This is a genomic window from Ensifer sp. ZNC0028, assembly GCF_000799055.1.
Lineage (GTDB): Bacteria > Pseudomonadota > Alphaproteobacteria > Rhizobiales > Rhizobiaceae > Ensifer.
On sequence record NZ_JTLA01000081.1, the window covers coordinates 1 to 26,867 of the forward strand.

The 26,867-nt window shown below is 63.5% G+C and carries 25 protein-coding genes; 8 read left to right on the plus strand and 17 right to left on the minus strand.

Annotated elements, in window-relative coordinates; translation table 11 throughout:
* Positions 1 to 130 precede the first annotated feature (130 nt).
* Both L981_RS18680 and L981_RS18685 read right to left on the minus strand, forming a co-directional pair.
* A complete protein-coding gene (locus L981_RS18680; protein WP_043619562.1) occupies positions 131 to 1,111 on the minus strand; it encodes an ABC transporter substrate-binding protein in 981 nt (326 codons plus the stop codon).
* Between the two features lie 139 nt (positions 1,112 to 1,250).
* Positions 1,251 to 2,177 (minus strand): peptidoglycan-binding domain-containing protein, encoded by a 927-nt coding sequence (locus tag L981_RS18685; RefSeq protein ID WP_043619563.1) that lies wholly within the window; start codon positions 2,175 to 2,177, stop codon positions 1,251 to 1,253.
* A 236-nt stretch (positions 2,178 to 2,413) separates the two neighbouring features.
* Between L981_RS18685 and L981_RS18690 the strand changes: the two genes are divergently transcribed.
* Entirely contained in the window at positions 2,414 to 2,884 is a 471-nt protein-coding gene (locus L981_RS18690; protein WP_043619565.1) for a carboxymuconolactone decarboxylase family protein, read from the plus strand.
* Positions 2,884 to 3,741, plus strand: a complete 858-nt coding sequence (locus L981_RS18695) for a sigma-70 family RNA polymerase sigma factor (protein WP_043619567.1) — start codon at positions 2,884 to 2,886, stop codon at positions 3,739 to 3,741. Before L981_RS18690 ends, L981_RS18695 begins: the two co-directional genes overlap by 1 nt.
* A 174-nt stretch (positions 3,742 to 3,915) precedes the next feature.
* Here the strand turns inward: L981_RS18695 and L981_RS18700 are convergent, their stop codons facing one another.
* Positions 3,916 to 4,338 (minus strand): RidA family protein, encoded by a 423-nt coding sequence (locus L981_RS18700; protein WP_043619569.1) that lies wholly within the window; start codon positions 4,336 to 4,338, stop codon positions 3,916 to 3,918.
* 170 nt (positions 4,339 to 4,508) lie between these two features.
* Between L981_RS18700 and L981_RS18705 the strand changes: the two genes are divergently transcribed.
* Positions 4,509 to 5,105, plus strand: a complete 597-nt coding sequence (locus tag L981_RS18705) for a TetR/AcrR family transcriptional regulator (RefSeq protein ID WP_043619571.1) — start codon at positions 4,509 to 4,511, stop codon at positions 5,103 to 5,105.
* Between the two features lie 40 nt (positions 5,106 to 5,145).
* Here the strand turns inward: L981_RS18705 and L981_RS18710 are convergent, their stop codons facing one another.
* The 3 genes from L981_RS18710 to L981_RS18720 form a co-directional block, all read right to left on the minus strand.
* On the minus strand, positions 5,146 to 7,047 hold the full coding sequence (locus tag L981_RS18710; protein WP_043619572.1) for an adenylate/guanylate cyclase domain-containing protein: 1,902 nt from the start codon (positions 7,045 to 7,047) through the stop codon (positions 5,146 to 5,148).
* A gap of 145 nt (positions 7,048 to 7,192) precedes the next feature.
* On the minus strand, positions 7,193 to 7,798 hold the full coding sequence (locus L981_RS18715) for a deaminase (RefSeq protein WP_043619574.1): 606 nt from the start codon (positions 7,796 to 7,798) through the stop codon (positions 7,193 to 7,195).
* Positions 7,799 to 8,167: 369 nt separating this feature from the next.
* The gene (locus L981_RS18720) at positions 8,168 to 9,634 is read right to left on the minus strand and encodes a nucleobase:cation symporter-2 family protein (RefSeq protein WP_043619576.1); all 1,467 of its coding nucleotides are present in this window, start codon (positions 9,632 to 9,634) and stop codon (positions 8,168 to 8,170) included.
* Between the two features lie 376 nt (positions 9,635 to 10,010).
* Here L981_RS18720 and L981_RS18725 point away from each other — a divergent pair, with 376 nt between their 5' ends.
* Positions 10,011 to 10,301 carry a hypothetical protein gene (locus L981_RS18725; RefSeq protein WP_371258892.1) on the plus strand — a complete coding sequence of 97 codons (291 nt, stop codon included), beginning with the start codon at positions 10,011 to 10,013 and terminating at the stop codon, positions 10,299 to 10,301.
* A 46-nt stretch (positions 10,302 to 10,347) separates the two neighbouring features.
* Here L981_RS18725 and L981_RS18730 read toward each other — a convergent pair whose 3' ends face one another.
* A complete protein-coding gene (locus L981_RS18730) occupies positions 10,348 to 11,253 on the minus strand; it encodes a hypothetical protein (RefSeq protein WP_052201873.1) in 906 nt (301 codons plus the stop codon).
* 195 nt (positions 11,254 to 11,448) lie between these two features.
* Positions 11,449 to 12,087 carry a glutathione S-transferase family protein gene (locus L981_RS18735; RefSeq protein WP_043619581.1) on the minus strand — a complete coding sequence of 213 codons (639 nt, stop codon included), beginning with the start codon at positions 12,085 to 12,087 and terminating at the stop codon, positions 11,449 to 11,451.
* A 287-nt stretch (positions 12,088 to 12,374) separates the two neighbouring features.
* On the opposite strand from L981_RS18735, the gene L981_RS18740 reads away from it, so the two are divergent.
* Positions 12,375 to 13,388 carry an aldo/keto reductase gene (locus L981_RS18740; protein WP_043619583.1) on the plus strand — a complete coding sequence of 338 codons (1,014 nt, stop codon included), beginning with the start codon at positions 12,375 to 12,377 and terminating at the stop codon, positions 13,386 to 13,388.
* Positions 13,389 to 13,512: 124 nt separating this feature from the next.
* Here L981_RS18740 and L981_RS18745 read toward each other — a convergent pair whose 3' ends face one another.
* The 6 genes from L981_RS18745 to L981_RS18770 all read right to left on the minus strand — a co-directional run bounded on the left by L981_RS18745 (position 13,513) and on the right by L981_RS18770 (position 19,566).
* The gene (locus L981_RS18745; RefSeq protein ID WP_043619585.1) at positions 13,513 to 14,385 is read right to left on the minus strand and encodes an NAD(P)H-binding protein; all 873 of its coding nucleotides are present in this window, start codon (positions 14,383 to 14,385) and stop codon (positions 13,513 to 13,515) included.
* A gap of 88 nt (positions 14,386 to 14,473) precedes the next feature.
* Positions 14,474 to 15,334, minus strand: a complete 861-nt coding sequence (locus tag L981_RS18750; RefSeq protein WP_043619587.1) for an AraC family transcriptional regulator — start codon at positions 15,332 to 15,334, stop codon at positions 14,474 to 14,476.
* 107 nt (positions 15,335 to 15,441) lie between these two features.
* Positions 15,442 to 16,383 (minus strand): HlyD family secretion protein, encoded by a 942-nt coding sequence (locus L981_RS18755; protein ID WP_043619589.1) that lies wholly within the window; start codon positions 16,381 to 16,383, stop codon positions 15,442 to 15,444.
* Positions 16,380 to 16,667: a DUF3302 domain-containing protein gene (locus tag L981_RS18760; RefSeq protein ID WP_082006083.1), complete on the minus strand. Its 288-nt coding sequence runs from the start codon at positions 16,665 to 16,667 to the stop codon at positions 16,380 to 16,382. Before L981_RS18760 ends, L981_RS18755 begins: the two co-directional genes overlap by 4 nt.
* Before the next feature lie 113 nt (positions 16,668 to 16,780).
* Positions 16,781 to 18,283, minus strand: coding sequence for a M81 family metallopeptidase (locus tag L981_RS18765; protein ID WP_043619591.1), 1,503 nt, complete (start codon positions 18,281 to 18,283; stop codon positions 16,781 to 16,783).
* 509 nt (positions 18,284 to 18,792) lie between these two features.
* Complete coding sequence (locus tag L981_RS18770; protein ID WP_245281661.1) at positions 18,793 to 19,566, minus strand: transporter substrate-binding domain-containing protein; 774 nt, start codon at positions 19,564 to 19,566, stop codon at positions 18,793 to 18,795.
* A 258-nt stretch (positions 19,567 to 19,824) separates the two neighbouring features.
* Here L981_RS18770 and L981_RS18775 point away from each other — a divergent pair, with 258 nt between their 5' ends.
* On the plus strand, positions 19,825 to 20,736 hold the full coding sequence (locus tag L981_RS18775; RefSeq protein ID WP_052201874.1) for a LysR family transcriptional regulator: 912 nt from the start codon (positions 19,825 to 19,827) through the stop codon (positions 20,734 to 20,736).
* A gap of 235 nt (positions 20,737 to 20,971) precedes the next feature.
* Entirely contained in the window at positions 20,972 to 21,679 is a 708-nt protein-coding gene (locus L981_RS18780) for a DUF4145 domain-containing protein (protein WP_043619595.1), read from the plus strand.
* Between the two features lie 320 nt (positions 21,680 to 21,999).
* Here the strand turns inward: L981_RS18780 and L981_RS18785 are convergent, their stop codons facing one another.
* Positions 22,000 to 23,958, minus strand: a complete 1,959-nt coding sequence (locus L981_RS18785) for an elongation factor G (RefSeq protein ID WP_043619597.1) — start codon at positions 23,956 to 23,958, stop codon at positions 22,000 to 22,002.
* Between the two features lie 354 nt (positions 23,959 to 24,312).
* Here L981_RS18785 and L981_RS18790 point away from each other — a divergent pair, with 354 nt between their 5' ends.
* Positions 24,313 to 24,993 (plus strand): glutathione S-transferase family protein, encoded by a 681-nt coding sequence (locus L981_RS18790; protein WP_043619599.1) that lies wholly within the window; start codon positions 24,313 to 24,315, stop codon positions 24,991 to 24,993.
* A 113-nt stretch (positions 24,994 to 25,106) separates the two neighbouring features.
* Here the strand turns inward: L981_RS18790 and L981_RS35135 are convergent, their stop codons facing one another.
* Entirely contained in the window at positions 25,107 to 25,610 is a 504-nt protein-coding gene (locus L981_RS35135; RefSeq protein ID WP_197067161.1) for a hypothetical protein, read from the minus strand.
* Between the two features lie 229 nt (positions 25,611 to 25,839).
* Entirely contained in the window at positions 25,840 to 26,817 is a 978-nt protein-coding gene (locus L981_RS18800; protein WP_043619601.1) for a transporter, read from the minus strand.
* Between the last annotated feature and the right edge of the window lie 50 nt (positions 26,818 to 26,867).

Consider the following 26,867-nt stretch of genomic DNA (forward strand, 5'->3'; position numbering starts at 1 on the left):
AGCCAGCGCGGCTCGGCAGCGGGGCTGGCGCCTGCCCGTAGCTTGGTCGCGCCCATCGTCCTGCCTTGAATGGGAAAGCGCAGCCAGCGGGACCGGCTGCGCGCATCGTTACGTTTCAGCATTGAACCGATCAGTTCGTGCCGAAGATGCCGGAGAAGGTTTTCAGATCCGCGTCGGAATTCTTCACGGCCTCGGCCGCATTGACCGGCAGCACCTTGATCGTCTCGCGCGCCGGGTAGCCCGCAGGCAGCGCCACGCCGTTGCGCGCCGGGATGTAACCCATCTTCACCGCCGTCTTCTGGCCTTCCTCAGACAGGAGGAAGTCGACGAACTTCTTGGAGGCGTCGACATTCTTGGCGGTCTTCAGGATGCCGACCGGCTCTGTGACGGCCGAAACACCCTCGGCCGGGAAGACGAATTCCACCGGCGCGCCCTTGGCCTTTTCGCGGATCGCCATGAAATCGACGAGCATGCCATAGGCCTTCTCACCGGTCGCAACCGCCTTCAAGACGCCGCCATTGCCGCCGGCAGCCGTAGCACCGTTTGCGGCGAGCGCCTTGTAGTAGTCCCAGCCGAGGCCATCGATGCCGGTCAGGGTCTGCGCGTGGATCAGGGCCGCACCCGAGGTCAGCGGGCTCGGCATGGTGACGAGGCCCTTGGCCTCCGGCTTCGCGAGATCCTGCCAGCCCTCAGGCTTTATGGCGGCCGAGGTGTTGTAGACGATGCCGGTCGTGATCATCTTCGTGGAGTAATAGGCGCCGTCGGCATCATAGAGTGCCGCGTCGTAATTCGCCGCTTCCGGCGACTTGTAGCCTTCGAGATGGCCGGCTTCCTTCAGCCGCTGCATGGTCACGGTGTCGGCGATCAGCAGTACGTCGGCGACCGGATTGCCGGCCTCGATCTCGGCCATCAGCTTGGCCATGATCTTCGTCGTGCCCTCGCGCACCCATTCCACCTCTATGCCGGGATTGGCCGCCTGGAACGCATCGACCGTCGCCTGTGCATCCTCGTTCGGCTGGCTGGTATAGAGCACCAGGCTTTCGGCATAGGCCGCGGTCGAAAGCAGGCCTGCGACAACAGCGCCGGCAAGGACGGAGACAAACGATTTCATGGATATACCCTCGTGTTGAAACTGGCGCCGAGGGATAGGGCCGCCCTTTTACAGGGGTATGACAGAACCGGGGGAAGCGTAGTCGGCGATCCCCGATGCGTCTCGCGCAAATATGTGCAGCGGTTTTGCGGCGACGGACCTAGCGTGGCCCGGTCGACATCTGGCTGCGGTGGCGCACATAGGCATTGGCCAGCGTGTATAGAAACTCGCGGTCGCTGTAGTGCGCATAGTCGTCCAGCCTGTAGACCCGCGCGAAGTTCCGGGCGGCGACCTCGAACTCCGGTCCGAGTGCATTGTCGACATCGCCGAAATAAAAGCCGATGGCCTTCAGGTATTTCTGGATAAGGCGAAGGTCGCCCTCCTCAGACTGGAGGGTCAGCTTGTTGAACTCGTTGGTGGTGAAGATCGACAGATCGTCATTGGTGTTGCGGTACTCGAAGGTCACGACATAGCCGAGGTTTTCCGCAGCGATGAATGCGTGCATCGTTTTCAGGATGACGTTGTAATCGACCGGCCTCCCGCTCAACGGCGCCATGCCGCGGTTGAAGAACAGCATCATCGAGGCGATACGCGACGTCATGGAAAAAGGACTGCTCGGCGAGTAACCCAGCACCTCGAAGACGCATCCGTCGGCCTCATAGTCCTCGGCCGGATCGAGCACCCGGCGCAGGTACTCGTCGTCGACCCCGGTGATCCGGTTGTCCTCGCCATAGTGAAGCCGCCCCTTGATGTACTCGCCCTTTTTGCCGGAAGCCTGCCCCGCCTCGACGGCCAGTTCGCGAATGGCCATGCCGAGCCGGCCCATCAGCATCGTCGCGATCACCGCCTCAACGGCGGCCTTCTCCATGCCGTTTCTGGGAACGACCGCCGTGCCGTGGCCGACATAGGCATCGAGCGCGCCGAAGGTCGCTCCGAATTCGCCCTGCAACTGGCCGTACCAATTGGGCAGAAGCGCCTTCAGCGCAAAGCTTCGCCGCTCCAGCTTCCGCCACAGCGCCGCAAAGTCGTTGATGGTGATCTCGAAGACGTACGGAATATCGAGTGCGGCATTGAATTCGTCCGCCATTGAGTACCTCCCGAAGCACTCGGCACCGCCACCTGAAATAGAGTGGTCCCCCCAGCCTACACTCACATATCGACCGAAGGCGTCATAGTCATCCATAGGGGTTAGTGCGGTGCGGCATAGGCCGGCCCCACCGAAACGATGCGCACTGAAGTTTTTTTCAGAAAAAATCGCGGCCATGTCACACCGGCCGTTGCTCGCTCGTCATGGTATCGGAACCAACGAAAGGAAACGGAACCATGACTGCCAAGATCGACCTTTTCGCCGCTGCCCCGCAACTAATGAAGAGCTGGACCAGCGTCTCGATGGCCGTTGCCGCGAGCCTCGACACCACCATTATCGAACTCGTGAAAATCCGCGCCTCGCAGATCAACGGCTGCGCCAACTGCATCAACATGCACACCCAGGAAGCCCGCGAAAAGGGCGAGACGGAACAGCGCATCTACCTGCTTTCCGCCTGGCGCGAAGCGCCCTGCTATTCCGATCGCGAGCGCGCCGCGCTAGGCTGGACGGAAGCGCTGACTCGCCTGTCCGAGGGCCATGCCCACGAAGCCGCCTATCAGGCGCTGAAGGACCATTTCACCGAGGAGGAACAGGTGAAGCTCACGCTGATGATCAACGTCATCAACGGCTGGAACCGTCTCGCCGTCGGCTTCGGCCTCTGGGTCGACCCGGCAGCCGCCAAGGCCGCCGCGCAGGCTGCCGCCTGATGGCGGTGAGCGCCCATGACGACGCAGCGGCGGTCTTCGATCCGCTGCGTCCAAAACTCGTCCGCGTCGCCTACCGCATGCTCGGCTCGGTCGCCGATGCGGAGGACATGGTGCAGGAGGCCTTCATCCGCTGGATGGGGGCCGACCGCACGTCCGTGCGCGAACCGGAAGCGTTCCTGCGCCGCACGGTCACGCGGCTCTGCCTCGATCAGTTGAAATCCGCGCGGATGAAGCGCGAAACCTATGTCGGCCCCTGGCTTCCCGAACCTGTCGTCGAGGAGGAGCCGGAGGACGACGTCACCCTGCCCCTGATGCTGGCGCTCGAACGCCTATCGCCCTTGGAGCGCGCCGCCTTTCTGCTGCACGACGTCTTCGGCCAGAGTTTTGACGAGGTGGCCGTGACCATCGACCGCGATGCCGCCGCCTGCCGCCAGCTGGCAGCCCGCGCCCGCACCCATGTGCGCGCGGAACGCCCCCGCTTTGAGATCGAGCAGCAGCGCGGCCTCGAACTTGCCAACGCCTTCTTTGCAGCCTCCCGCCACGGCGACATGAAGACGCTCGGCGCCATGCTCGCAGCCGATGTCAGCGTGCATGCCGACGGCGGCGGCAAACGCCCGGCCGCAATGCAGCCGATCCTCGGCTTCGATGCCGTGATGAAGGTGCACGAGCAACTGGCCGCCCTCTTTGCCAAGCACGGCTCGACGCTGATACGCGCCGGCTTCATCAACGGCCTGCCCGGCTTCGTCACCCGCGAGGCCGACGGCGAGCTGCAGACGACCGCGCTGGAGATCAAGGACGGCAAGGTCGCGGCGATCTATGTGGTGCGCAATCCGGACAAGCTGGCGCATCTGCATTAGGCGCAAGCTGTCGCGACCTGTCGCCTCGCGTTTCAATTGTCGGAGCGCTGGCCCTCGATAGAGGCCCGCGGATCGGCACCCAAGGAGCGATCGGTCTGTTTGACAAGGCGTGCGGTGCCGGAGGGCGCCGCATAGAACACGACGTCCTCCAACGCTCCAAATGCCCAACAGGCGCTAAGCCGCCCGCCCCCGCTCGGCACCACCCGCTTCGGGTATCCGCGCGATCACCTTGATCTCAAAGTCGAAGCCGGCGAGCCAGTTGACGCCGATGGCGGTCCAGTTCGGATAGGGTTTTTCGCTGAAGATCCGGTCCTTGACCGCCAGGATCGTTTCGAACTGGTTCTCCGGATCGGTGTGGAAGCTCGTCACGTCGACGATGTCGTCGAAGGTGGCGCCCGCCGCCTTCAGCGTCGCTTCGAGATTGTCGAAGGCGCGTTCGACCTGGCGGGCGAAGTCCGGCTCCGGCGTGCCGTCCTCGCGGCTGCCGACCTGGCCGGAAACGAACAGCAGATCACCGGAGCGGATAGCTGCGGAGTAACGGTGCTGCTCGTAGAGCGCATGCCGGCCGGCGGGAAAGATTGCGTCACGTAACGTCATGGGACTTGCCTTTCTGGTTTACGGGATCGGCACGAAGGAGGACGAACGGGATGCCGGGGCCCTCCTTCACAAATGCCTTCCAATTTGATATACGGCACGTATCTGAAATAGCGAAATACGACGCGTATGTCAAATTCATATACGCACCGTATCTGAAGTTGAGGGCGAAGATGGCCAGAAGCCGCCAGGAAACGATGGAGGAAAACCGCGCGAAGCTGATTTCGGCGGGGCGAAAGGCCTTTGCGGAAAAGGGCTATGCCGCCTCCTCGATGGATGAGCTGACCGCCGATGTCGGGCTGACGCGCGGCGCGCTCTATCACAATTTCGGCGACAAGCGCGGGCTGCTGGCCGCGGTCGTCACCCAGATCGACAGCGAGATGGCCGTGCGCGCCAAGAAGATCGGCGCCGGTGCCGCAGCCGGCGATCACTGGCAGGCGATGCTTGCCGAAGGGGCCGCCTATATCGAGATGGCGCTCGATCCCGAGGTGCAGCGCATCGTGCTGCTCGATGGCCCGGCCGTGCTCGGCGATCCCTCGAAATGGCCAAGCCAGAACAGCTGCCTGCTGGCGACGAAGCGGTCGGTGGAGCATCTGCTGGACAAGGGCGTGTTGAAGCCGGTCGATGCGGAAGCGGCCGCGCGGCTGCTCAGCGGGGCTGCGCTCAACGCCGCCCTCTGGGTTGCCGCCAGCGACGAGCCGAAGACGGTTTTGCCGAAAGCGATTGACGCCTTCCGCGCCATGGCGACCGGGCTGCTTGCGGATCGCTGATCCGCCAACGAACCGGTCTCGACGACCGCCGTGGTGCAGACTATCCGCGCGTGCCGGCCAGTTCCCAGAGATCGATGCCGCCCGAGCGCCCCTTCACATGCACCATGCCCATCGCGCGGAAGTCGAAGAGGTCGGCGACGGCGGAGTGTACCGCCCCGCTCACCAGGATCGAGGTGTTGTACTCCTTGTTCAGCCCTTCGAGCCGCGAAGCGACGTTGATCGTGTCGCCCATGGCCGTGTATTGCTGGCGCGCAATCGCACCGAAGCTGCCGACGACCGCCGGCCCTGTATGCACGCCGAAGCGCGTGAACAGTTCCGGACGACCGCCTTTGCGGTTGGTCTCGTTCAGGCGATCGACCGCCGCCTTCATCGCCAGCGCGCAATGACAGCCATTCTCGATATGCTGCGGATCGGCAACCGGCGCGTTCCAGATGACGAAAATGCTGTCGCCGAGATACTGGATCACCGTTCCGTGGTACTGCTCGGCCACCGTGTTCAGCATCTCGAAATAGGCCGAAAGAATATCGACGACCTCCTCGGGCGAATGCTGTTCGGAGATGCTGGTAAAGTCGCGCACGTCGGTGAAAAGCGCCGTCACCTCCTGTCTCCTGCCGCGAACCGCCGCGCCGCCCTCGGGATCGATGATCCGGCGGACCACCTCGCGCGGAACGTAGAGGGCAAACTGGACGATGGCGCGCCGGCTGGCGGAAAGCGCGCCGCCGAGCGTGTTGATCTCAGTGATCCAGGAATGCGGGGCGTCGTTGCCGGCAAAGTTCAGGTCGCCGATCCGCCGCGCCTCGTCGGCAAGGTGATAGAGCTTGCGGCTGATCACCCGTGACAGCATCAGCGAGCCGATGACACCCGCCACCAGCAGCCCCCCGGCAATCATCAGGTTGCGCACCAGCAGCCGGTTTGCCTGCGCCACCAGGTCCTGCAGCGGCACGACGATCGCGACCGAGCTGCCCTTGAACAGGCCGGCGACGCTGACCGGCGCGATCTGCACCAGATAGCGCTCGCCGGCAAACTCGGCCTCGGTAAGCCCCCCACCCGCATAGGCGGGGTCCTTGCGCAGCCCGGCGACGACGTCGAGGCTCGGATCGAGGCTGTGCATATCGGCCCCGCGACCGCCCGACCAGGCCCCGAGGATCATGCTCATGACCGCGGGATCGGAATGGGCGACGAGGTTGTTGTCGCTGCCGATGACATAGGACCGGGCCCGCGGCGAGATCTCGCGCGCATCGAGCAGGCGGCTGACGGTCTGCAGGTGAATGTTGGTGCCCACCACGATGCCGCGGGTCCCCTTCAGTGGCGCTGCCAGCGCCAGGGTCGGCACCTTGAGCGTGCCCGTGACATAGGGCCCGACGGAAACCGGACCGCCGGTTCGAAGGGCCGCCTGATACCAGGGGCTCTGACGCGGGTCGAAATTCGTGCGCTCGAACGGACGTTCCCCGATCTGCTCGGCGCCTGCGTCGAGGAAGCGAAGCGTCGAGACTGTGCCCGCGTCCTGCCCAAGGGCCAGCAGGCGGACCGCAAAGGCCGTGCCCACAGGCGCTTCGAGCGCCTGGCGCACATAGTCTCGCTCCGTATTGATCACCTGCAGGTAGGAGCCGTCGGGATAGCCGGCATAGATGCTCGTCGCGTTGGAAACGCTTCTGAGCACCTCCAGGAAGAATTGCACCTTCGGCTGCAGGTCGCCGGGCGGCGCGACGGCAAGCTGGGGCACGGTAGACGCAAGCGCCACCGCCTCGTGGCCGCCTTCAAGCGCATTCCTGTAGCCCTCGATCAGCCGCAGGCTCATCTCGCGCATGTGCTTCTCGCCGGCAAGGATCGCCGCCTGCCGCCCCTGGCTGAAGGCCATCCAGATGATCGGCGTTGCCGTTAAGACGAGCAGCGCGACCACGAGCACGCTAAGATGCACCCTGAGAGGCCTGGACCAGTTCACGCAATTCCCCCGAAACGCGACTGTACGCCGGCGACCCTAGCACCTGCGTTCATAAGGAGGAATGCATATTCTTTCAAAGAAATAGGCCATTTCACGCTCTGACGAGAGAATGAAATGGCCCGCTTCAGGTGAAGGCTTTCTTGCCTCAGTTCAGCGGGATGGCGTTGCCGTCCTTGCTGTCCTGATAGGCGGAGGAGAGTTCGTCATATTTCGCGCGGATCGCCTCGGCGCGGGCCTTCAGGTCGCTCCGCTGCGGCTCGGGCAGAGCGTCGATCAGCGCGTGGATCGACTGGCCCTTCCAGAACGCATTCGTCCGGTTGTAGCCGCCGGGCTCCAGCGTGAAGACCTCCTTCAGGATCTTCAGGTCATGCGGGATGGAGAAACTGTCGCGCGAATCCTCGTGGCTGAAGAAGTAGAAGAAGTTGTCGAAGCCCGCCCAAGTGATCGCCGAAAGGCACATCGAGCACGGCTCGTGCGTGGAGAGGAAAATGAGATCGCGGCTGTCCGGGCGCTCCGTTCCCTCGATCTCGTAGAAGCGCTTCAGCGTGTGAACTTCGCCGTGCCAGAGCGGGTTTTCCGTTTCGTTGTTGGTTTCCACGAGCACGGTCGAAAGATCGGATTTGCGCATCAGCGCGGCGCCGAAGATCTTGTTGCCGGCGGCAACGCCTGCTTCCGTCGCCGGAATGATGCCCTTTTCCATCGTGCCGAGCAGTGCGTCGAGCAGTTGGTAGTTGTCGGTCTGCTGTGTCATTCCCAGTGTCCTTTCGTTGGGGTTCAAAGCAACGCCAGGAAAAACAGGAAACGATCCCCTGCCCGGAATGGCGGTATTTCAAAGCAATCCTAGGAAAAATGCGAAGCGGTTTTTCGTTCGGAATTGCGTAATTCAGAGCAATCCTAGGAAAAGTGCGAAGCGGTTTTCCGCCCAGGATTGCGTATTTCAGAGCAATTCCAGAAAAAGTGCGAAGGCGCTTTTCGTCCGGAGTTGCGCATTTCAGAACAATCCCAGGAAAAATGCGAAGCGGTTTTTCGTGCGGGATTGCATATTTTTTCAGAACAAATCCCGGGAGAAGTCTGAAGCGACCTCCCGCCGGGATTGGGCATATTTAGAGATCGCGCCTGTTCAGTGCGCCTCGATCAGCGGCACCTCCACGCCCTTGGCGTCGTAGAGCTTGCCGTTGAGGAAGTAGTCGCCGTCATGCAGGCGGGCGATATCCTGGTAGCGGATCGTGCGCTCCGTCGCCGCCACGAACACCGATTGCTGGTCGGAATTGCCCACGGTGAAGTGGTTGAACAGGAGGTTGAGCAGGATTGCCATGACCGCCGCCGACGAGATGCCCGAATGGAAGATCGTCGCGACCCAGGTCGGGAAGTGCTCGTAGAAACCGGGGGCTGCGATCGGGATCATGCCGAAGCCGATCGAGGTCGCAACGATCACCAGGTTCATGTTGTTGTTGTACTCGACCTTGGACAGCGTACGGATGCCGCTGGCTGCAACCGTGCCGAAGAGCACGATGCCGGCGCCGCCGAGAACCGAGGTCGGAACGGAAGCAACGATCCGCCCCATGACCGGCAAGAGGCCAAGGGTCACCAGGAACATGCCGCCGGTCGCCACCACATAGCGGCTCTTTACGCCCGTCACCGCCACGAGGCCGACATTCTGGGCAAAGGCGCTCTGGGTGAAGGAACCGACGATCGGCGCGAGAATGCTCGACAGCATGTCGGCGCGAAGGCCGTCGCCGAGCCGGCGCGAATCCACCTTGGTCTCGACGATCTCACCGACGGCGAGAATGTCCGCCGAAGTTTCGACCAGCGTCACCATGATGACGATCAGCATCGAGATGATTGCGGCAAGTTCGAAGGTCGGGTAGCCGAAATGGAAGACCTTCGGCAGTGCGAAGACCGGGCCGTTGGCAACTTGCGAAAAATCGGTCATGCCGGCCACATAGGCGATGCCGGTGCCGATGACGATCGAAAGCAGGATCGAAAGCCGCGAAATCGACGCGTTGCCGAGCTTGCTCAAGAGCAGCACGATGATCAGCGTCACCGCTGCAAGCTGGATATTCGCGGTGCTGCCGAAGTCCGGCGCCGCCTTGTTTCCGCCCATGGCCCAGAAGGCCGCCACCGGCATCAAGGTCAGGCCGATGGTGGTGATCACGATGCCGGTCACCAGCGGCGGAAAGAAACGGGTGATGCGCGAAAACACCGGCGTGATCAGAAGACCGATCAGCGAAGCCACGATCACCGCGCCGAGAACCGCCGGAATGCCGCCATTGCCCGAAATCGCGATCATCGTCGCGACGCCGGAGAACGAAACGCCCTGCACCAAAGGCAGGCGGCTGCCGAAGAACGGCACGCCGATCGTCTGCAGGATGGTCGCAAGCCCGCCGGCAAAAAGCGAGGCGGTAACGAGCAGGCCGACATCGGCGGAATTCAACCCGGCCGCCTGGCCGAGGATCAACGGAACGGCGACGATGCCGCCATACATGGTCAAGACGTGCTGCAGCCCGTAGGCCAGATTGGCGCCGACACTCAGCCGTTCGTCTTCGGGATTTTCCGGTAGTGCATTTTCCTCTGCAATGCTTGCCAAGGGTATCTCCTCCATACCTTGTGCGATTGCCCCGTCTCCAGCGGGACAAGCAAAAAGGTAACCGAAGGAGGACAAATCTCGTCTTCCTAAAAAAGGCGAAACACCTTTCGGGTTTTGGGCGGGAATAGGTAACGGCCGTTCCGACGCCCATTCGGGCCGATTGGCAGCGGCGTCCAAGGCCGACTTGCGACCGGGCTGCGGCACCCGAAAGCCCGGTCAAGCGGGTCCAGATAGACCCAAAGATGGTACGGCAGCAATCTTCAGCTTGGCACCGAGTTCAGCTAAAGAATTTGTCGCGAGTTCTCGCAATAACATATTCCAACAGGTTGAAAACATGAAAAAGTTTAACTTCGCCCTTCTGGCGTCGGCAGTTGTCATGTGCCTATCGACAACAGCAAAAGCCGAGGATCTCGTCTTCACGCTGAAGAACGGGACCAATTCTGTCCTGAACAATTTCTACGCCTCTCCGACCGGCGTCGACAACTGGGAAGACGACATCTTCGGCCGGCAGGCTCTTGGCCCCGGCGAAGAGATGGAAATCACCATTGCCGACGGTCGCAGCGTCTGCCGGTACGACATGCGCTTCGAGTTCCAGGGCGACGATCTCGACACGACGACCGATACGCAGGACCTCTGCGAAATGGGTTCCTACACGATCCACGAGTAATGAACGCCCGGCGGGGAGCCTCAGCGGACCCCCGCCGCATGCGCCTTCAGGCGGCCTCCAACACACCGCTTGCGCGACAGGTTTCGGCAAAGGCGATCGAAACGGCCGAGAGCTTGATGGCCTGCCAATAGCGGTAGTCGTGCACCAGCGCCGTCGAAATCCAGCACGCGCCGCGATTGCTCGCCTTCGCCCAGCCGATCAGCCCCGCCTCGCGCGCCAGGCCAAAGAGCCGCGCCGTATGGGTTCTGGAAATGCGGTACCGGCTCGACAAGGCATTGGGAGACACTTTTCCGATCCAGATCGGCGCAGCACTTTCGTCAGGCAGCGCCGGCGCATTCTTGATCAGGTCGTGCAGCACGCTGCTTCCGGAATCCGAACGGACGAACTTGGCGATGCTTGGTGGCGGCTTGTGCCAGTCGCGACGCGCCAGCAGCAGGCGCGCGAAACGAGGCTGCGCACCATGCAAGAGGCCGGGCTGCTGGCGCGACAGCGCATATCGGCCGCCGCCATCGATGAGATCGAGCGCGCGCAGATGAATGTCGAAGTAGCGCCGGATGAGTGCCTCGCTCATCTGCGTTGCGCGAACCGCGCGCTGCCGGCCGTCTCCACGCTCCAGCGGTTCGACAAAACGGTATCTCCGCATTTCCAGGAGAAAGGCATGCACCGTGTTGCGGCTTGCGATCGCGCTCATGGTGCGGGCGAGATTGCCCGGTGAAATCGGCAGGCATGCCCTATCCTGCAGATGCTCGAAATGCATGGCCATCGTCACCTGGCTGAGCATCCAGCGCCGCAGATCCGCCACGTAGTGCACTTCCCGCGGCAAGGCGAGATGCGTTTCCAGCAGTTCGCGCGCAGCGGAATCGAGCCCCTCGCGAAAACGATCCATCCGGACCAGATCTTCGGCAGTATAGGGCGGCGACTGCGCCGCGGCGGAAACGACGGACAACGACATGATCGGGAGTTTTCGGCAGGATCGACCGCGCGGGATGGCGGCCGACCGAAAGGAAGGTTGCAGCCCCATCATACTGGGATCGCAGACGAAATCCAGCGTCCGGAGACCTGCCGCCAGGCCGGGAAGCGGCCCCTTCGAAGCCACCCACGACTGCCGCCGAAGGCGACCCGCGCAGGCCGGCCGACGATCCGCCCGTCAAGCCGGAAGCGGTGGCATCTCGGGCGCGGCGAGCCCGCGGAAAGGATCGCGCCAGGCCTCGATCTCGTCCAACTGCCCGGCCCAGCGCGCAAGCGCCGGATAGTCCGCGATCGGCAGCCGCGCCGCGTCGTTGTAGGGCAGGAACGTCGCCATGCGGAAATCGGCATAGGAGATGCTATCGCCCAGCAGCCAGGCGCGGCCGGAAAGCTCCTCCTCCAACAATCGCGCCGCCCTGTGAAAGGACCTCAACCCCTCCTCCACCATCGCTTCTTCGCAAGGGCCGATGCCGTAGCGCAGCTTGGTGCCGCGCTCCCAATGCACCATGTCGCAAGCCTTCACGAAGTTCTCCTTGCCCCAGCTGATCCAGCGGATCATCTCCGGCTCGTCGTCATCCCTTCGCCAGAAATTGGAACCCAACTCTCGGGAAAGAAAGCAGGCGATCGCATCCGCCTCCCAGAGCGCCCGGCCGGGACGCTCCAGGATCGGCAGAAGCAGGTTGGGATTGAGCGGCCGATAGCGGTCCGCCTGCCCCGGCGCCAACGGCTCGGCAAATTCGAAGGCGACCTCGGCGTTTAGAAACCGCGCCGTTGCAACGGCCAGACGCGGATTGGGGTTTCGGCTGAAATAAAGCTTCATGCGGCGTCGCTCCCTGTTACACTTCATGAAGACGAACGAAGGCGGCGTTTGCCGACAGCCGGAAACAACAAAGATCGGCGATCGCGGCGAAAGCCGGCGACCGGCGATCGATAGCCGCCGATGCGGTTTCCAGCCAGCCATCTGTGAATTCGTTTCTCAATTCCTGCGAAATCCGCCTGCCTAATGCCGATCTGCAGCCCGACCTATCTCTCTGCCCGACAGCGATGCCTCACCGATCGCAGCACCGCACATCAACACCTGCCATTCAACAGCAAAGGACAGGACACATGACACTCAAGGATATTCTGCCCGGCAAGCTCGGCTTCGGCGCAGCCCCGCTCGGCAACATGTTCCGCGAAATCCCCGAACAGGAAGCGCTCGGCACCGTCGAGGCCGCCTGGAACGACGGCATCCGCTATTTCGACAACGCCCCCTTCTACGGCGCCGGCCTTGCCGAGATCCGCATGGGCGAGGCGCTCGCCGGACGCCCGCGTGACGAATACGTCATCAGCACCAAGGTCGGCCGGGTGATCCTCGACGAGATCGAGGATGTCAGCGCCCGCGATCTCGGCGAGAAGGGCGACGTCTTCCGCTACGGTCGCCCCAACAAGATCGTCAACGACTACACCCATGACGCGACGCTGCGCTCGATCGAGGACAGCCTCAAGCGCCTGAAGACAGACCGGATCGAGATCGCCTTCGTCCACGACGTCGCCCAGGATTTCTACGGCGACGAATGGCTCGACGTCTTCGAGACCGCGCGCAAGGGCGCCTTCAAGGCGCTCGACAAGTTGCGCGACGAGGGCGTGATCAAGGCCTGGGGGCTCGGCGTCAACCGGGTCGAGCCGATCGAACTGCTGCTGGCGCTCGAAGGCCCCCGCCCCGATGGTTTCCTGCTCGCCGGCCGCTACACCCTGCTGGACCATGACCGGGCGCTGCAGCGCGTCATGCCCGAAGTCACCAGGCGCGGCCTCGGCATCGTCGTCGGCGGCCCCTACAGCTCCGGCGCGCTCGTCGGCGGCCCGAACTTCGAATATGCGCCGGCGACGCCCGCCATCCTCGACAAAGTCGCGCGCATCAAGGCGATCGCCGACCGTCATGGCATCTCGATGAAGGCGGCCGGCCTGCAGTTCTCGCTCGCCAACCCCGCGGTTGCCGCCGTCATCCCGGGCGCCAGCCAGCCTTCCCGCATCGCCGAAGACCGCGCCGCCCTCAACGAGGCTGTGCCGGCCGACTTCTGGCGGGACCTGCGCGCAGCCGGCCTCGTCAACCCGGAGGCGCCGCTGCCGGTTGCCGGCTAAGCAATTCCAGGAAAAGTGCACAGCGGTTTTCCGCGCGGAATTGCGTCGTCTGGCCAAGCAATTCCAGGAAAAGCGTGAAACGGTTTTCCGCCGGAATTGCGTCAGTTCGAAGCCTTGAAACCCATCAGGCCGGCACGAAGGGCCTCAGAGCCTCGACCAATCCTGTCGTTCCATAACGAACCTCGCCGCCCGGCTCGACGTCGATCAGACCGCCCTTGTTGTGGGCGTCGTAGAGATCGACCAGAAGTCGGGCGGTGCTTGCGCTCAAGGCCCGTTCCAGCGCCTCCTGCCACGCGCCACGCGGCACCGCCTGGGCCGTGATCGTACGCCCGAGCAACTGGCCCAGGGCCGCGGCCACGTCGCTGGCGCTATAGCGGCGCGGCCCCTCGATATGCACGATCTGCTCCGACGTTTCCGCGACCGGGCGGCGGAGCAGGTCCGCAGCCATGCGCCCCACGTCTCCGGTCGAAACGGCGGCAAAGGTCCGCTCCACCGGATGATGCAGGGTCGGAAGGGCACCGGTCGCGATCGCCGCCGGGATGCTGCGCGCCCAGCCTTCCATATGCTCGGCCGATCGCAGGAAGATCTTGGGCATGTCGAGCCAGCGAAGCCGCTCCTCGAAGAGACGGAAGACGGTGGGCATGCCGATATCCTCGGGCACATGGGCGCCATAGTCGGAGATCGCCAGCACCCGTTTCGGCCGCGCCCGGGCCAGCGCCTCGACCATGCTCTCGGTGAGCGAACGCATTTCCGCTCTGGCATCTTCGGCCTTGAGCGGCGGCGGCAGGATGATCTGCACGACCTCGGCTTCCGCCAGAGCCGCGCCGAGCGCTGCCGTGTCACGCAAATCGGCAAAGGCGACGTCGCAGCCGATCGCCTGCAATGGACCGGCCTTTGCCGGATCGCGCAGCACCGCCCGCACCGGCAGCCCCTCCGCGCGCAGGGCCGACGCCGTTGATGTCCCGACCTTTCCGGCCGCTCCGAGAATGACGAACATGATCTTTTTTCCTTGCTGAAGACGGGCAAGGCATAGGGATCACGCGGAACCCGGTCGCACAGAATCGGCCAGGATTTTGCAGCTTCGGTCAGATTTCGCCGGAGCGCCGCATGATTGCGCCCGGCGTCTCGCCGAGCAACCGGCGCATGGTCGAGGCCATATGGCTTTGATGGGCAAAGCCTGCGGCGACCGCGATCTCGCTCGCCGGCAGGCTCGTCGTGGTCATCAGCGCGCGGGCAAATTCCACACGGCGACGGATGACATATTGATGCACCGGCATGCCGGTGCTGTTGCGAAAGAGGATCTTCAGCCGCGTGGCACTCAGGCCCGCCACAGCAGCGAGATCGGCCAGATGAAGCCGCTGGTCTAGATGGGTCTCGATGTACTCGGTCAGCACCCGCAACTGCCGCGCGGAGAGCTTGGGTTCGCTGCGCCCTTGCGCCCGCGCGCCGCCGGTCGCGCTTTCGATCAGCCGCACGGCAAGCGCATTGGCGAGAAGATCGACATAGAGCGGATCGGACGGCGTCTCCGCTTCGAGGTCCGCCTTGATCGCCCAGCCGATCGCCTCGAGCCTGATATCGCGCACCTGCATCTGCGGCAGCAGCTCGACGCTTTCCCGCCCGAGATCCGCCGCCACGCCATCGAGCAGCGCGCGCGAGAAACTCAGCCTGAGGATCCGACAGTCCGCATCGTCCTCCCAGGAACCATCGATGCCGGCGGGCACGATGTCGATATCGCCCGGCTTCTGCACCCGTCGCATGCGCCGCCCGCCGCAGCGGCAATCGGCGTTGACCGGCGGCCCGAAATGCATGCCCAGCCGGTGCACGTCACCGCCAGGCACATGCACCAGCCCGCGCGGAATATGGATGAAATCCGCGGCAAGCCCCTTCCACGCCCGTCCGGCGCTCGTGAACAGAACCTGCGGCGTCTGGATTGCGGAAAGTGTCATGATCTGTCGCCGTCCTGATGCCGGTTTGCGGACGCCATGCTACGTCCCAAACGGTCACCGAACAACCACGCGCAAAAACCTGCGGACGACAAAGGATCAGAACGGGATCAGAACGGATTGACGTAGTTGGTGATCGCGATCTGACGCAAAAGCACCCGGCGGATCACATGCGCCGCCTTCACCCGCTCGGTAAAGATCGCCGCATCGCCCGTGGCGCCGGCCGGCAGCCGTGCGGCGAAAGCCTGGTCGTCGAGCTTCACCCGGACGATGAACGGCGCGGCCGAAAGCGCCTCCGGCGTCACCGCCGTGCCGGACACCCGCGCCTGCCCGGAGGCGATCGCCTGCAGCACGCTTTCGACCTTGCCGGTGTAGGTCTCGCCAGGCGCGAACTTGAAGGTCGCCTCCACCATCTGGCCGGGCTTGATGTAGCGCGCGTCGATCTGGTTGATCTCCACCCCGATGATCGTTTCCGACGTGTCGATGAAGGCCATGGCCGGCGACAGCGGCAGCGTCGTCACGCGCGCGCCCTTGCGCAGCGCGAGGTTGGTCACGTAGCCATCGGCCGGCGCCCGCACGGTCGTCTTGCCGAGGTCCCATTCGGCGCTGCTGATCTGCGCCTTCAGATTGTCGACCTCCGCCTGGCGCTGCTGGACGTCGAATTCGGTCGCCGCATCGCGCGACTGCAGCTTTGTCATCTGCGAAAGCCGGAGCTCCTGCAGCGACAACTGCGCCTGCAGCGCATCCACCTTCGCCTGGTAGGGCACGGGATCGATGCGGAAGAGCACGTCGCCGGCCTTGAGCGGAACGTTGGAAACGACCGGCACCTCCAGCACCTCGCCTGAGACATCGGGCACGATCGCGACCGAATTGCGCACCACCAGCGCCTCGCCCTGCGGCGCGCCCCAGTTCATCGGAATGAACAGGCCGACGAGGAGCAGCAGGAACACGATCGCCGGCGATACCTTCCAGAAGAGATTGAAAGTGACGATCCTGAGCTTCACCAGAAGAAAGAGGATCGCCAGATAGACATTGAAGAGAAAGACGATCATGGCTGGGGGGCCTCGCTCGCATGAACGTCACCGGCGGGGACAGCAGCCGGATGCGGCCCGATTGGACGCGGCACGTCCACATAAGCCCAGATGAGCGCGATCGGCCACAGCGCAAAACCGAGGAACAGCGTCACCCAGCCCGCGACATTGACCGCCTCGCTCCAGGGATGATTGCGCCTTTTTGCGATCGAGCCCGGCAGCATGGCGAGAAAGATCAGCACGGCGACCGTGCTGACCACGAGCACGATCAGCACGATCCAGGCAAAAAGATCGATGAAGCTCATGGCGCTCCGCTCCCGTTCCTTAAGGGAACGCTAGATCCGGAGCCCGGGAGCGTGGAAGTACGTAACAGTTGCGATCCCGCCCAGGAGCCTTGAGTGACATACAGCGGCCCGCCTCAGCCGAATTCACCCCGATCCAGCGGATAGACCGGCCGCCGCACGCGCTGGAATTTGCGCGCGCCGATGTTGGCACTGCTGAGGCCCGTGCCGTCGATCTCGACGATAGCAGACGCGATCGGGCCGAAGGCGGCGCGGAAGTGCTGCTGCGACTTGACGACGACGATGGCGTAATCGGAAGGCTCGATGCCGACGGCGCGGAAGAGATTTCGGTCGAGCATCTGCTGGCGCTCGCTGCAGATGAGGATGTCGATGCCTTCGACACGGAAGCGCACGCTCGGCCCCATCGTCGCCGGCAGGCCCTGGAACATCGGCCCCTCGAAGACGATCTTCCCGTCCGAAATCGCCTCCACCCTGCCCGTAGCCTTGATCGGCCCGCCGCCGACCTCAGGGTCGATCTTGCAGCCGAGCGTCACCTCGCGTCTCGCACCGATGCCGGCGGCGATGAGCTCGGCCACGACTTCCGGATCGCAGAGCGCACCGAAAGCCGCCCTCTCGACGCCGATATCGAGCAGCCGGGCGAGCACGCAGGTGGAATCGCTGTAGGCGCCGCAGCCGGGATTGTCGGAGAAGTCGGCGATCACCAGTGGCCCGGCCCTATCTTTCGCTGAATGCGCGGCGACGATGCCGGGCAGCGCGTCGAGCGGCAGCTGCACATCCTGATGCTCGCGCCGGTCCCAGATCTCGCGGCAGAGACGCTCTGCTTCCGCTTCCGCCTCTTCGGGCGAAACCCGGTTGCGGTCGTAGCAGATGACAGCCGAAGGGCCGGTGTTGAAGATATCGGCATCGTAGAAGCCGGCATTGATCGAAGTCGCGAGCATGCCGTCGCGGGCGGCGATCCCGTCGGCAATCTCGAGCAGCTCGGTCATGGCGCAGGCATGGGTCGTGCGCCCGTCATTGCAGCCGTTCAGCATCGGCGGCTGGCGGATGGCGAGCGTCGGACGGATTTCGCCGCGCATGGCGCGGTTCAAGAGCGCGCCGGCCTTGTGGGCGCATTCGGCCATGTCGACATGCGGATAGGTGCGGAAGGAGACGGCGATATCGAGCAGGCCGGCCATCTCCGGCGCCGAATTGGCATGCAGGTCGAAGGTCGCGGCGATCGGCAGCTCCGGCCCGACGATGCCGCGCACCACCTGCAGCAACTGGATCTGCGCATCGTCAGCCGTTTCCGTGCACATGGCGCCGTGGAAGACGATGAAGACGCCGTCGAGCCTTTCGCCTTCCAGCGCGCTTTGGAGATCGGCGACGAAGCGCTGCCGCATCGCCTCCTCGATCCTGCCGCCGGGCTCGGCCCGCGCCGCCACCGTATAGACCGGCTGCCAGCCATAGCGCTCGCAGCAGTCGATGAACCCGCCGATCTCCGAATTGGTGCCGCGGCCATGGCTCTCGATCTCGGCCCCGACGAAATAGTGGCAGGCCTCGAAATCCCGAAACCCGGTCTTGAGCTTGGAAAACGTATTGGTTTCCTGGTTGAATTCGAGAACGGCGACCCTGAAGCTCATCGCATGCACTTTCATTTTCGGATTGGAGAAGGAGACGGGCGCCGGGGAAAACGCGAAACCCCGGCGCCCGCCTGTTCGCCTGGCGCACGAAGCGTCGAACGCAGCGCGCGGCAGGCGAATTCTATGTGGCAGGACTTGCCCCTTGGGTTCGGCGTCTCCCGTCACCCATTTTGAGAAGAAGGCCGCCCCTCATACATATCTTGAGAGGGAGACCGCCCTTCACACATCTCGATAGGGAGGCTGCCCCTCACGCATCTTTGGAGGGAGGCTGCCCCTCACCCTAACCCTCTCCCCGCAAGCGGGGAGAGGGAACGAGAGCGAGCCATCTACCGATCACCTCGGCCACGTCCCACCGGAGAAAGCCGCAAGCGTGTCAGATTCGGGCGAGCGAGCGCCGCACCGTTCCTTCTCCCCGCCTGCGGGGAGAAGGTGGCCGGCAGGCCGGATGAGGGGCAAAACAACAAACCTCGGCGAGCGCGACCGCAAACCTCAGCGGGCGCGCGTCACGCTCAGCGGAAGTACTCACTCGTCGTCTTCGGCTTCGCCATGATGTCGAAGTCGAAATACTGTTTGCGGATCTTGTCGTAGGTGCCGTTTTCCATGATCGCCTTCAGGCCGGCATTGAGCTTGGCGAGCAGTGCCGCGTCGCCCTTGCGCACCGCCATGGCGTTGCCCTCGGCGGTATCCAGCACGAAGCTTTCGCCGACAAAGGCGCAGCAGCCGCTTTCTTCCTTGGCAAGCCACTCGGTAAAGGCCATCTGTCCTTCGAGGATCAGGTCGAGCCGGCCATTTTCCATGTCGAGAAACACTTCGCTCATCGTCGGATAGAGCTTCACTTCGCTATCGGGGAAGAACTGCTGCAGCGCTTCGACCGCGACCGAGCCGGACTGGGTGCCGATCACCTTGCCCTTCAGCGCCTCGGGAGAGATGTCCTTGAGGCCGAGATCCTTGCGGGCGACGAAGCGCATGGCGTTGAAATAGTAAGGGGTGGTGAAGTCGACCTGCGTCTTGCGATCCGGGTTGATCGCCATCGAGGCGATCATCACGTCGAACTTCTTGGCCTGAAGTGCGGGAATGATGCCCGCCCATTCGTTGGTGCTCCAGACGCAATCCGCCTTGATCTCGGCGCAGACGGCCCGGCCGATATCGTAGTCGAAGCCTTTGATCTCGCCGGCGGCGGTCACATAGTTGAACGGCGCGTAGTCGCCCTCGGTGCCGATCGCCAGTGTCTCGGCCCTGGCTGTGCCGGCCGCAAGCAGCGCCGCAAGCGCAGACATGGTCATGAACTTCTTTATCATCTCGCTCCCTCTGTTCTTCCCTTCGACCGAGCAGGCAGCCTCAGCCACAGCGTCATTCGGGTCGCACCCGACATGCCCCTATGCGCGGAACTGCCTGTGTTTTCGGCCGATTTCAGTTTTCGTTTTGCTTTATTATGCTTCGACAATGCGCAAGACGGCCGCCCTTCGCAATGTGAAAGAAATCATTCCAGACATCGAAAAAATTCATGCTAAGCTGCCGGCGATCCAGACCCGGAGAAGCGGATGCGTGATCTGCCGAGCCTCAAATCCCTGCGCGCCTTCGAGGCGGCCGCGCGCAACGGCAGCCTGACGGCGGCCGCCGACGAGCTTTGCATCGGCCAGGGGGCGATCAGCCACCAGATCCGCAACCTGGAGCTCAATCTCGGTCTCCGTGTCTTCGTCAGAAAACAGCACGGCGTCGAACTGACGCCGGAGGGCGGGCTGCTCTATGCTTCCTGCCAGCGCGCCTTCGACGATCTCGAAGGCGTCGTCCAGCACATCCGCCCACGCACGAGCGACAAGATCCTGCGGGTCCGGGTGGGGCCGTTCTTTTCGATGAAGGTGATCGCGCCGCGCATCTCGGAGTTCCTCACCGCCAATCCCGGTGTGCAGATCCACCTCTCCCACCTCGAAACGATCACCGCCGGCACCGGCCCGGCCGATGTCACGATCGCCTATTGCCTGCAGCCGCCGGCCGGTCGCTTCACCCGCAAGCTCCTGCGCGAACGCCTGGTGCCCGTCTGCGGCCGCGACCTCTGGCAGGAAGACAGGCAGGCGCTGCTGTCCGGCAACCGGCTGCATTATCGCGGGCTTCAGGAATGGCAAAGCTGGATCGCCTCTTCGGGCCTGGCGCTGCCGCGCAGCCGCCAGGACCTGATCTTCGACGACCAGCACATCATCCTCGAAGCGGTGAAGGAGGGCCAGGGCGTGGCGCTGATCGACCGCACCATGGCCGAACACGAGTTCAAATCCGGCCAGATCCGCCTCGCCCACGACCATTTCTACGAACCGGCCGAAACCTACCAGTTCGTCTGCCAGGAAGAACTCTTGCGCACGAAGCCGGTAACGAAGGCCTTCCTCAACTGGCTGATCGCCGAGATCGAGGAGCGCGAGCGGCTTAGCGTGGAGGGGACGAGGGTGTTGGCGCCGAGATAGCCGTGGCAGTCGCGGCTATCCGGAAGTCGTCGCCTGCTCGCGGAAGCTGGGCCTCCCGGTGGCACGGCCTGTAGAAAACTGGACACCGGTGCACGTGCCAGCGCTAACCGTGGTGTTCATACTGTCTCAACCAAGCCCATGAAAAAGCGATGTAATTCGTCCAGGCTCCAGGCTTGCGAAAGCTATCGTTCACTTTGACCGCTTAGCCCTCACGCCAACAGGAAGGAGAGAATGAATGCAGTCGAAGCTGGGTACCTCACGTAAAGGCAATTGCCCCAAATGTGGCGACAATAAATGGGCGACAATTGTCGGGCACTTTGAGCACTCGTATGAACATGACGAAGCGCCGATGACGATTAACGAAGAGTGGTTTCTTCTCTTTTGTCCCGCATGCAAGAAGGCATATTTTGCATCTAAACCGACGTACTCGCAGGTTGTGCCGGTTGGTGACGACGAAGGCGACGAGGCCGAGTATTTTTGGGAAGGCGAAGCGCAACAGTGGCCAAAACCTGAGAAATGGAAGAGGCCGACATGGCTACCGGTTCTTCAAACGAAGAGTGCTCAGCTCCACAGTCTCTTTCTCGAACTTTTTGCAGCCTTGGATGAAGATCTAAAAGTCCTTGCCGCGATTGGCATGAGAACGGCGTTCGAATGCACCTGGGGATTGCTTTCGCTCCCGCCTACCTACACCTTTGAAGGGAAGCTGGACGCTTTGCTGAACGCCGGAAAGATCGGCCGTCACGAATATGACTCCCTATCCGCACTGACTGACGCTGGAAATGCCTCTGCACACCGCGGCTGGGTTCCCAGCGAAGAAGAGCTGGAAGAGATGATGTCCATTCTGACGGCGTTTGTTCAAAGGAGCATTATGACGGGAGCCGTCAAACTTGACCCCCCGCCAAAACCACCAAGACCACCCAAACAGCCTAAGAAATCTTACTAACACGACTATCTGGGGCGGTTACCCCATCGTATTTGGCTTCACGCATGCTCGGAGCGGCATAGCCACTGATCGGCTTTGCCTTCTCCGCGGACGCCTCGCCCGCCACAACGCGCTGCTCGTCGTTCGTCCGACGCCTGCTCGCTAAAGCGCGGTCTTATCAGGCGCGCAAAGGCTCCTCGATCGCGGCATCAAGGCCAGGCACAAACCGTCCTCGACGAGCGTGTTGATCGGGGCAGACCGCGTGAGTTCGCCGGAACCAGAGCGCTACCGGCGAGGCAATGCCGCATCGTCATCACGGGTGGATGACAAGGCGATACCTCTCACCCCGCCTGCTGCGCCCCGTGCGCGTGGATCACCGCATCCGCCTCCTTGCCGTAGAGCTCCTCGAAATGGTCGAAACTCTTGGAGAAGTAGCCGATCCCTTGCGTCGCCGCCCTTAGCGTCCGGGCGAGATCGTCGAGGGCCGATCCCGGCACCAGGGCGCGAAAGATGTCCCAGCCCTTGGCGGTCTCGTCACGGTCGAAGCCGAGCACTTGCCCCTTGTAGGTGGAGACGATCGGCACCAGGCTGCCGGAATAGATCGACGGGATGTGGATCTCGACGCGGATGACCGGCTGCATCAGAACCGCGGACGCCTGCGACAGCGCCTGGCGCACGCCCATCTTGGCGGCCGCGCGGAAGGCGAAGTCGTTGCTGTCGACCGCATGGTGCTGGCCGTCGGTCAGGGTCACGCCGACATCGATCACCTGAAAGCCGAGCGGACCCTTCTCCATCGCTTCGCGCGCGCCGGCCTCGATCGCCGGGATGAAGTTGCGCGGCACCGCCCCGCCCTTCACCGTCTCGGCGAAGGAGAAACCGGCGCCGCGCTCGTTCGGGTGCACGCTGAGCTTGACGTCGGCGAACTGCCCGGCACCGCCCGTCTGCTTGCGGTGGCGGTAGTGCACGTCGGAGGGTTTCAGCACCGTCTCGCGATAGGTCGGGCTCGGCGGCCTGTCGGTGACGCCGACATGGAAAACGTCGGCGAGCGTCTTGCAGAGGTCGCGCAGGTGCATCGGCCCCTGCACGCAGACGAGCTGCGCGCCGCTGCCTTCCTCCTGCATGACCGCGAGTGCGCGGTCGGTCTCGGCGAGCTTGGCGAGCGTGCCCGAAAGCTTGGTCTCGTCGCGTTCGCTGTCGGGCACCAATATGCGCACCAGCATCGGCGTCGGCGGCGCCGTCCAGTCCGGCGCCTCGGCACTGGTGTTGGCGGCAAGAAGCGCCGGCACCGGCAGATGGTCGGCCTTGACGGCGGCAAAGATTGCGCCCGCCTCCGGCGTGGCGTTCGGCAGCGGCTTGCCGGTCGCCGGGTCCTGCAGCGAGCCGAGGCTGCCGCCGCCAAGCGTCGTGCCCTGCTTGATGCCTGCGGTCAGCGCCCTGACCAGCACCGTCTTGCCGACATTCGCCTTGTGATAGGCGTGGAAGCTGACGGCCGAAAGGGCGTTCTCGGCGATCGGGCCGGCCTCGGCCAGTCTCTTTCGCAGCGCATCGACCTGAGGCGCTTCATGGCGCAGCGCCTTCATCAGCCGGAGAATGCCGTTGGCGTGGCTTGCCGCACCCACCAGCACCGGGATGATGCGGTTTTCCTTCAACAGCCGCGTGGAGATCGCGTAGATCGTGTCGTTGGCAGGCGCCCGGTCCTCGATCAGCTCTTCGAGCAGCCAGTCGTCGAATTCCGAGAAATGTTCGAGCAGCTCGGCTCGCGCCTCCTTTTCCCGATCCATCACCGTGTCGGGGATTTCGATCAGCGCCGAGGTCTGCCCCTCGCGGTATCGCCAGGCGCGTTCGGAGATCAGGTCGCAGGTGCCGACGATCTTGTCGCCCTCGCGGATGGGCACCTGGCGCAGGAGCAGCATGTGGCCGGAGTAATCCTGAAGCGCTGCTATCACATCGCGCAATCGCCCCTGCGGCTCGTCCATGCGGTTGATGAAGAGAATGCAGGGCGTGCCCGACGCCTCGATCGCCTTCAGGTAGGGCGCGGCCAGCACCGCCTCCTCCGGCACCGGCGAAACGCACAGCACGCAGGCGTCGCTGGCGATCAGCGCGTGCTGCGCGTGGCCCAGCGCCTCGGTGCCGCCGGGTGCGTCGAGCGCGCACCAGGACTCATTGCCAAATTCGAATTCCGTGAGGTTCAATCCATAGGGTGAAGCGGCTTTTCGAGAGGCCCCCTCCAGACCGGCCAGCTTGTCTACCAGCGTGGTTTTTCCGGTCTGCGAGGGCCCTAGTACCGTGAAGCAGCGCATCGGCAATCCTCCCCTGTCGCGATGACGACGGGCGCCGAGCGTTGCGACGCCCTTGTTCTATTAATTCTAGGGCAGCTTTTGCGCTTTCAATGGTCGCCGGGCACGATGGCGGCAAGTCTTTGCGCTTCTGCCCCCGTTTCCGGCGCTAACCGCTTGGAATCGATCAGCATGGCGTCCCCAAAAAATCGGCGCGCTTCCGGCGCGGCTGCCGCCGTTCACCGCTGCGCCCCCAGATCTTTTGGTCCTCAGACCTCGAAAACCGATTGCAAAACAGGACCGGTTTTGCAATAAACGGGCCCGTAAAGACCTGACGACCGATCCGCAAGCGTCCCTTCGGCACTGGAGACTACGCGCATGTCCCTCACGCTTTACCAGCACCCGCTCGCTTCCTTCTGCCACAAGGTGCTGATCGCGCTTTACGAAAACGAGACCCCGTTCAGAAGCAGCCTGGTCGACCTGCTCGACCCGGAAGAAGCGGCCCGCTTCGCGGCGCTGTGGCCGGTCGGCAAGATGCCGGTCTTGACGGATAGCGCTCGCGACGTGGTGATGCCGGAGACGTCGATCATCATAGACTATCTCGACCGCTACTATCCGGGCCGCCAGCGGCTGATCCCCGATGATCCCGACACGGCCCTGAAAGTCCGGCTCTGGGATCGCTTCTTCGACAATTACATCCACGTGCCCATGCAGAAGATCGTCACCGATACGCTGCGAGCCCCGGGCGAAAACGACACCCGCGGCGTTGCCGATGCCCGCGCAGCACTGGCTCTGGCCTACGGCATGGCCGACAAGCACTTCGCCACGCATGCTTTCGCCGCCGGCGACGCCTTCAGCCTTGCCGATTGCGCCGCCACGCCGGCGCTCTTTTATGGCGGCATCGTCGAGCCCTTCGACGGAACGCATCCGCATCTTTCAGCCTATTTCGAGCGGCTGCTCGAACGCGCGTCCGTGCGCCGCGTGCTCGCCGAGGCACGCCCCTATTTCCACATGTTCCCCTACCGGAAGCTGATGCCGGAGCGGTTTTTCGAGATCTAGAGCGTGTCGCGCAAAGCGCGCAGCGGTCTTGCGATAACGACATTCGCCAAATCAGGGACTTAAAGCGCGTCGCGCGTTTCAAAGATCGCGGCGGGCTTTAGGTGATGCCGGCGTCAGTTGTCGGCGCGGTACCGCCTTGGATCGGCCTGCTGCTCCAGCCACATGGCGTTTTCAAACAGCACCCGCTCGTCGGAAACGCCGCGACGGAACTGGCCGGTGATGTGGCGGGCCAGCCGGTCGGCGCGCTTGCCGTAGCGCGGGATGCTGCACCAGATGCAGACGCGGTCGAAGGTGCGCTGCAACATGTCAAGATCGTCAGGGCCGATCTGACTGTCCGGTTCGCGTGCAATCTCCTGCATTGAAACCTCCTGGCTGCCATGGACGGGCGTGCCGGCATCCGTTTGCGTCGCCGACCGCAGGTCTAAACCGATCATGTATTTGAGGGCACCGCTCTCGCGGATGCCGCGCTGGTAGCAACTGAAGATGCGTCTTGCGATTGCCTCCGCCATCGCGCAGTCGCGCGAAAGTCCGCGCTCGAGCAGGATCTCTGCGAAAACCTGCTCTATTCTGTTCATGTCGTGTGGGAGAAGCGCCTGTGCGTGGGCCGTGGAATACATCGCGCGACCTCCTGAACTGGGGCGAAAGCGCGAATGATCTTTCAGCCGCCGGGGCCCGTATCACTGCCCAGCGATGGCGGCAGTATGCGCCGTTCGGGAGATAAAGCAACGTCGCCACAGACGAACCCTGCCGCGGGCGATCGTTTCGCCCCGGACGGTAATCATGCATTGCCCTCGTCCCGCCGGCCGAAAACGGCGCCGGCGGACGAAAGGGAAGCCCGGTTCGGGCCTACTTCACCTGCGCCGGCGGCGTGCCGATCGGAAAGGCGATGGTGACGAAGCCGGCGGTGCCCTCCGGCCGGTTCTTGGCCCCGAACTCCTGGAAGACCTTGAGCGTCAGCGAGACCGGCGTCTCGGCCATCTTGAAATTGTAGCCCATGGTGCCGCCGATCGCGGCGATCCGGCCCTTGAACGGACCGAGCCTTGCGCCCGCGCCACTGTCGCCCGTTACCTGCTGGTAGAAGTAGCCGGCGACACCGGCGGAGAATTCCGGACTGAAGTGCTGGGTCACCGCCCATTCCGCGTGGAATTCCGTACCCGTCCGGTAGTCCGTCGCCGGGTTCTCGCCGTTGAAGGTGAAGCCCGCGGCACCGGAGATGTCGAGACCGGTTTCCGGGTTGAACCAGGTGCCGGCGAAGGTGAAGTCGCCCGCCCAGCGGTTGAACGAGAGATTGGCAAGCTGTCCCTTCTGGTAGTCGCCGATCGGCACGTTGACGGTGGCGTTCGCCGTCCAGTGGAAATCGCCCTCATGCCAGCCGAGAACCGCGCCGAATACGGGGTCGCCGATGGTAAAGACGGAATCGCTGACCGAGGCCGAGCGGCCGGCCCTCGGCGCCGACAGCGTCGCATCGACGGTCGGCCCGCCAAAGGGCACGATAGCGGTGAAGCCGAGATTGCCGCCGAGCACTTCCTCGGGCATGACCCAGAGGCCGGTGACGAAATCGCCAAACAGCTTCGCATCGACTTCGCCGACGATCTCGCCGCCGAGCGGAAGCTGCTTGTTGCCCTTGAGCTCGCCGAAATAGAAATAGGTGTCGTTCTGGACATAGGTTCCGGGCGGCGCCAGCAGGCCGGCCATCGGGCCGCGCGCACCCAGGAGATAGAACCCCGCGCCGTTTTCGGCCGCATTCGCGGTCAAAGGTGCAACAACGCAGCCCAGACCGGCAACGATCGCCGATGCGGACAGCAGACGCTTTACAACGCTCATCGAGTGATTCCCCTCATCTCTCGACCAAACGATAACATTTTGCCGTCCCC

What these genes read in the sequence shown, in the direction of transcription:
- L981_RS18690 (WP_043619565.1), top strand. Translation starts at nt 2,414, where the DNA reads ATGACTGCCAAGATCGACCTTTTCGCCGCTGCCCCGCAACTAATGAAG.
- L981_RS18740 (WP_043619583.1), top strand. Translation starts at nt 12,375, where the DNA reads ATGACACTCAAGGATATTCTGCCCGGCAAGCTCGGCTTCGGCGCAGCC.
- L981_RS18800 (WP_043619601.1), bottom strand. Translation starts at nt 26,817, where the DNA reads ATGAGCGTTGTAAAGCGTCTGCTGTCCGCATCGGCGATCGTTGCCGGT.
- L981_RS18760 (WP_082006083.1), bottom strand. Translation starts at nt 16,667, where the DNA reads ATGAGCTTCATCGATCTTTTTGCCTGGATCGTGCTGATCGTGCTCGTG.
- L981_RS18680 (WP_043619562.1), bottom strand. Translation starts at nt 1,111, where the DNA reads ATGAAATCGTTTGTCTCCGTCCTTGCCGGCGCTGTTGTCGCAGGCCTG.
- L981_RS18765 (WP_043619591.1), bottom strand. Translation starts at nt 18,283, where the DNA reads ATGAGCTTCAGGGTCGCCGTTCTCGAATTCAACCAGGAAACCAATACG.
- L981_RS18735 (WP_043619581.1), bottom strand. Translation starts at nt 12,087, where the DNA reads ATGAAGCTTTATTTCAGCCGAAACCCCAATCCGCGTCTGGCCGTTGCA.
- L981_RS18700 (WP_043619569.1), bottom strand. Translation starts at nt 4,338, where the DNA reads ATGACGTTACGTGACGCAATCTTTCCCGCCGGCCGGCATGCGCTCTAC.
- L981_RS18695 (WP_043619567.1), top strand. Translation starts at nt 2,884, where the DNA reads ATGGCGGTGAGCGCCCATGACGACGCAGCGGCGGTCTTCGATCCGCTG.
- L981_RS18685 (WP_043619563.1), bottom strand. Translation starts at nt 2,177, where the DNA reads ATGGCGGACGAATTCAATGCCGCACTCGATATTCCGTACGTCTTCGAG.
- L981_RS18785 (WP_043619597.1), bottom strand. Translation starts at nt 23,958, where the DNA reads ATGCGCTGCTTCACGGTACTAGGGCCCTCGCAGACCGGAAAAACCACG.
- L981_RS18770 (WP_245281661.1), bottom strand. Translation starts at nt 19,566, where the DNA reads ATGACCATGTCTGCGCTTGCGGCGCTGCTTGCGGCCGGCACAGCCAGG.
- L981_RS18775 (WP_052201874.1), top strand. Translation starts at nt 19,825, where the DNA reads ATGCGTGATCTGCCGAGCCTCAAATCCCTGCGCGCCTTCGAGGCGGCC.
- L981_RS18755 (WP_043619589.1), bottom strand. Translation starts at nt 16,383, where the DNA reads ATGATCGTCTTTCTCTTCAATGTCTATCTGGCGATCCTCTTTCTTCTG.
- L981_RS18750 (WP_043619587.1), bottom strand. Translation starts at nt 15,334, where the DNA reads ATGACACTTTCCGCAATCCAGACGCCGCAGGTTCTGTTCACGAGCGCC.
- L981_RS18790 (WP_043619599.1), top strand. Translation starts at nt 24,313, where the DNA reads ATGTCCCTCACGCTTTACCAGCACCCGCTCGCTTCCTTCTGCCACAAG.
- L981_RS18725 (WP_371258892.1), top strand. Translation starts at nt 10,011, where the DNA reads ATGTGCCTATCGACAACAGCAAAAGCCGAGGATCTCGTCTTCACGCTG.
- L981_RS18745 (WP_043619585.1), bottom strand. Translation starts at nt 14,385, where the DNA reads ATGTTCGTCATTCTCGGAGCGGCCGGAAAGGTCGGGACATCAACGGCG.
- L981_RS18715 (WP_043619574.1), bottom strand. Translation starts at nt 7,798, where the DNA reads ATGACACAGCAGACCGACAACTACCAACTGCTCGACGCACTGCTCGGC.
- L981_RS18730 (WP_052201873.1), bottom strand. Translation starts at nt 11,253, where the DNA reads ATGTCGTTGTCCGTCGTTTCCGCCGCGGCGCAGTCGCCGCCCTATACT.
- L981_RS35135 (WP_197067161.1), bottom strand. Translation starts at nt 25,610, where the DNA reads ATGTATTCCACGGCCCACGCACAGGCGCTTCTCCCACACGACATGAAC.
- L981_RS18705 (WP_043619571.1), top strand. Translation starts at nt 4,509, where the DNA reads ATGGCCAGAAGCCGCCAGGAAACGATGGAGGAAAACCGCGCGAAGCTG.
- L981_RS18780 (WP_043619595.1), top strand. Translation starts at nt 20,972, where the DNA reads ATGCAGTCGAAGCTGGGTACCTCACGTAAAGGCAATTGCCCCAAATGT.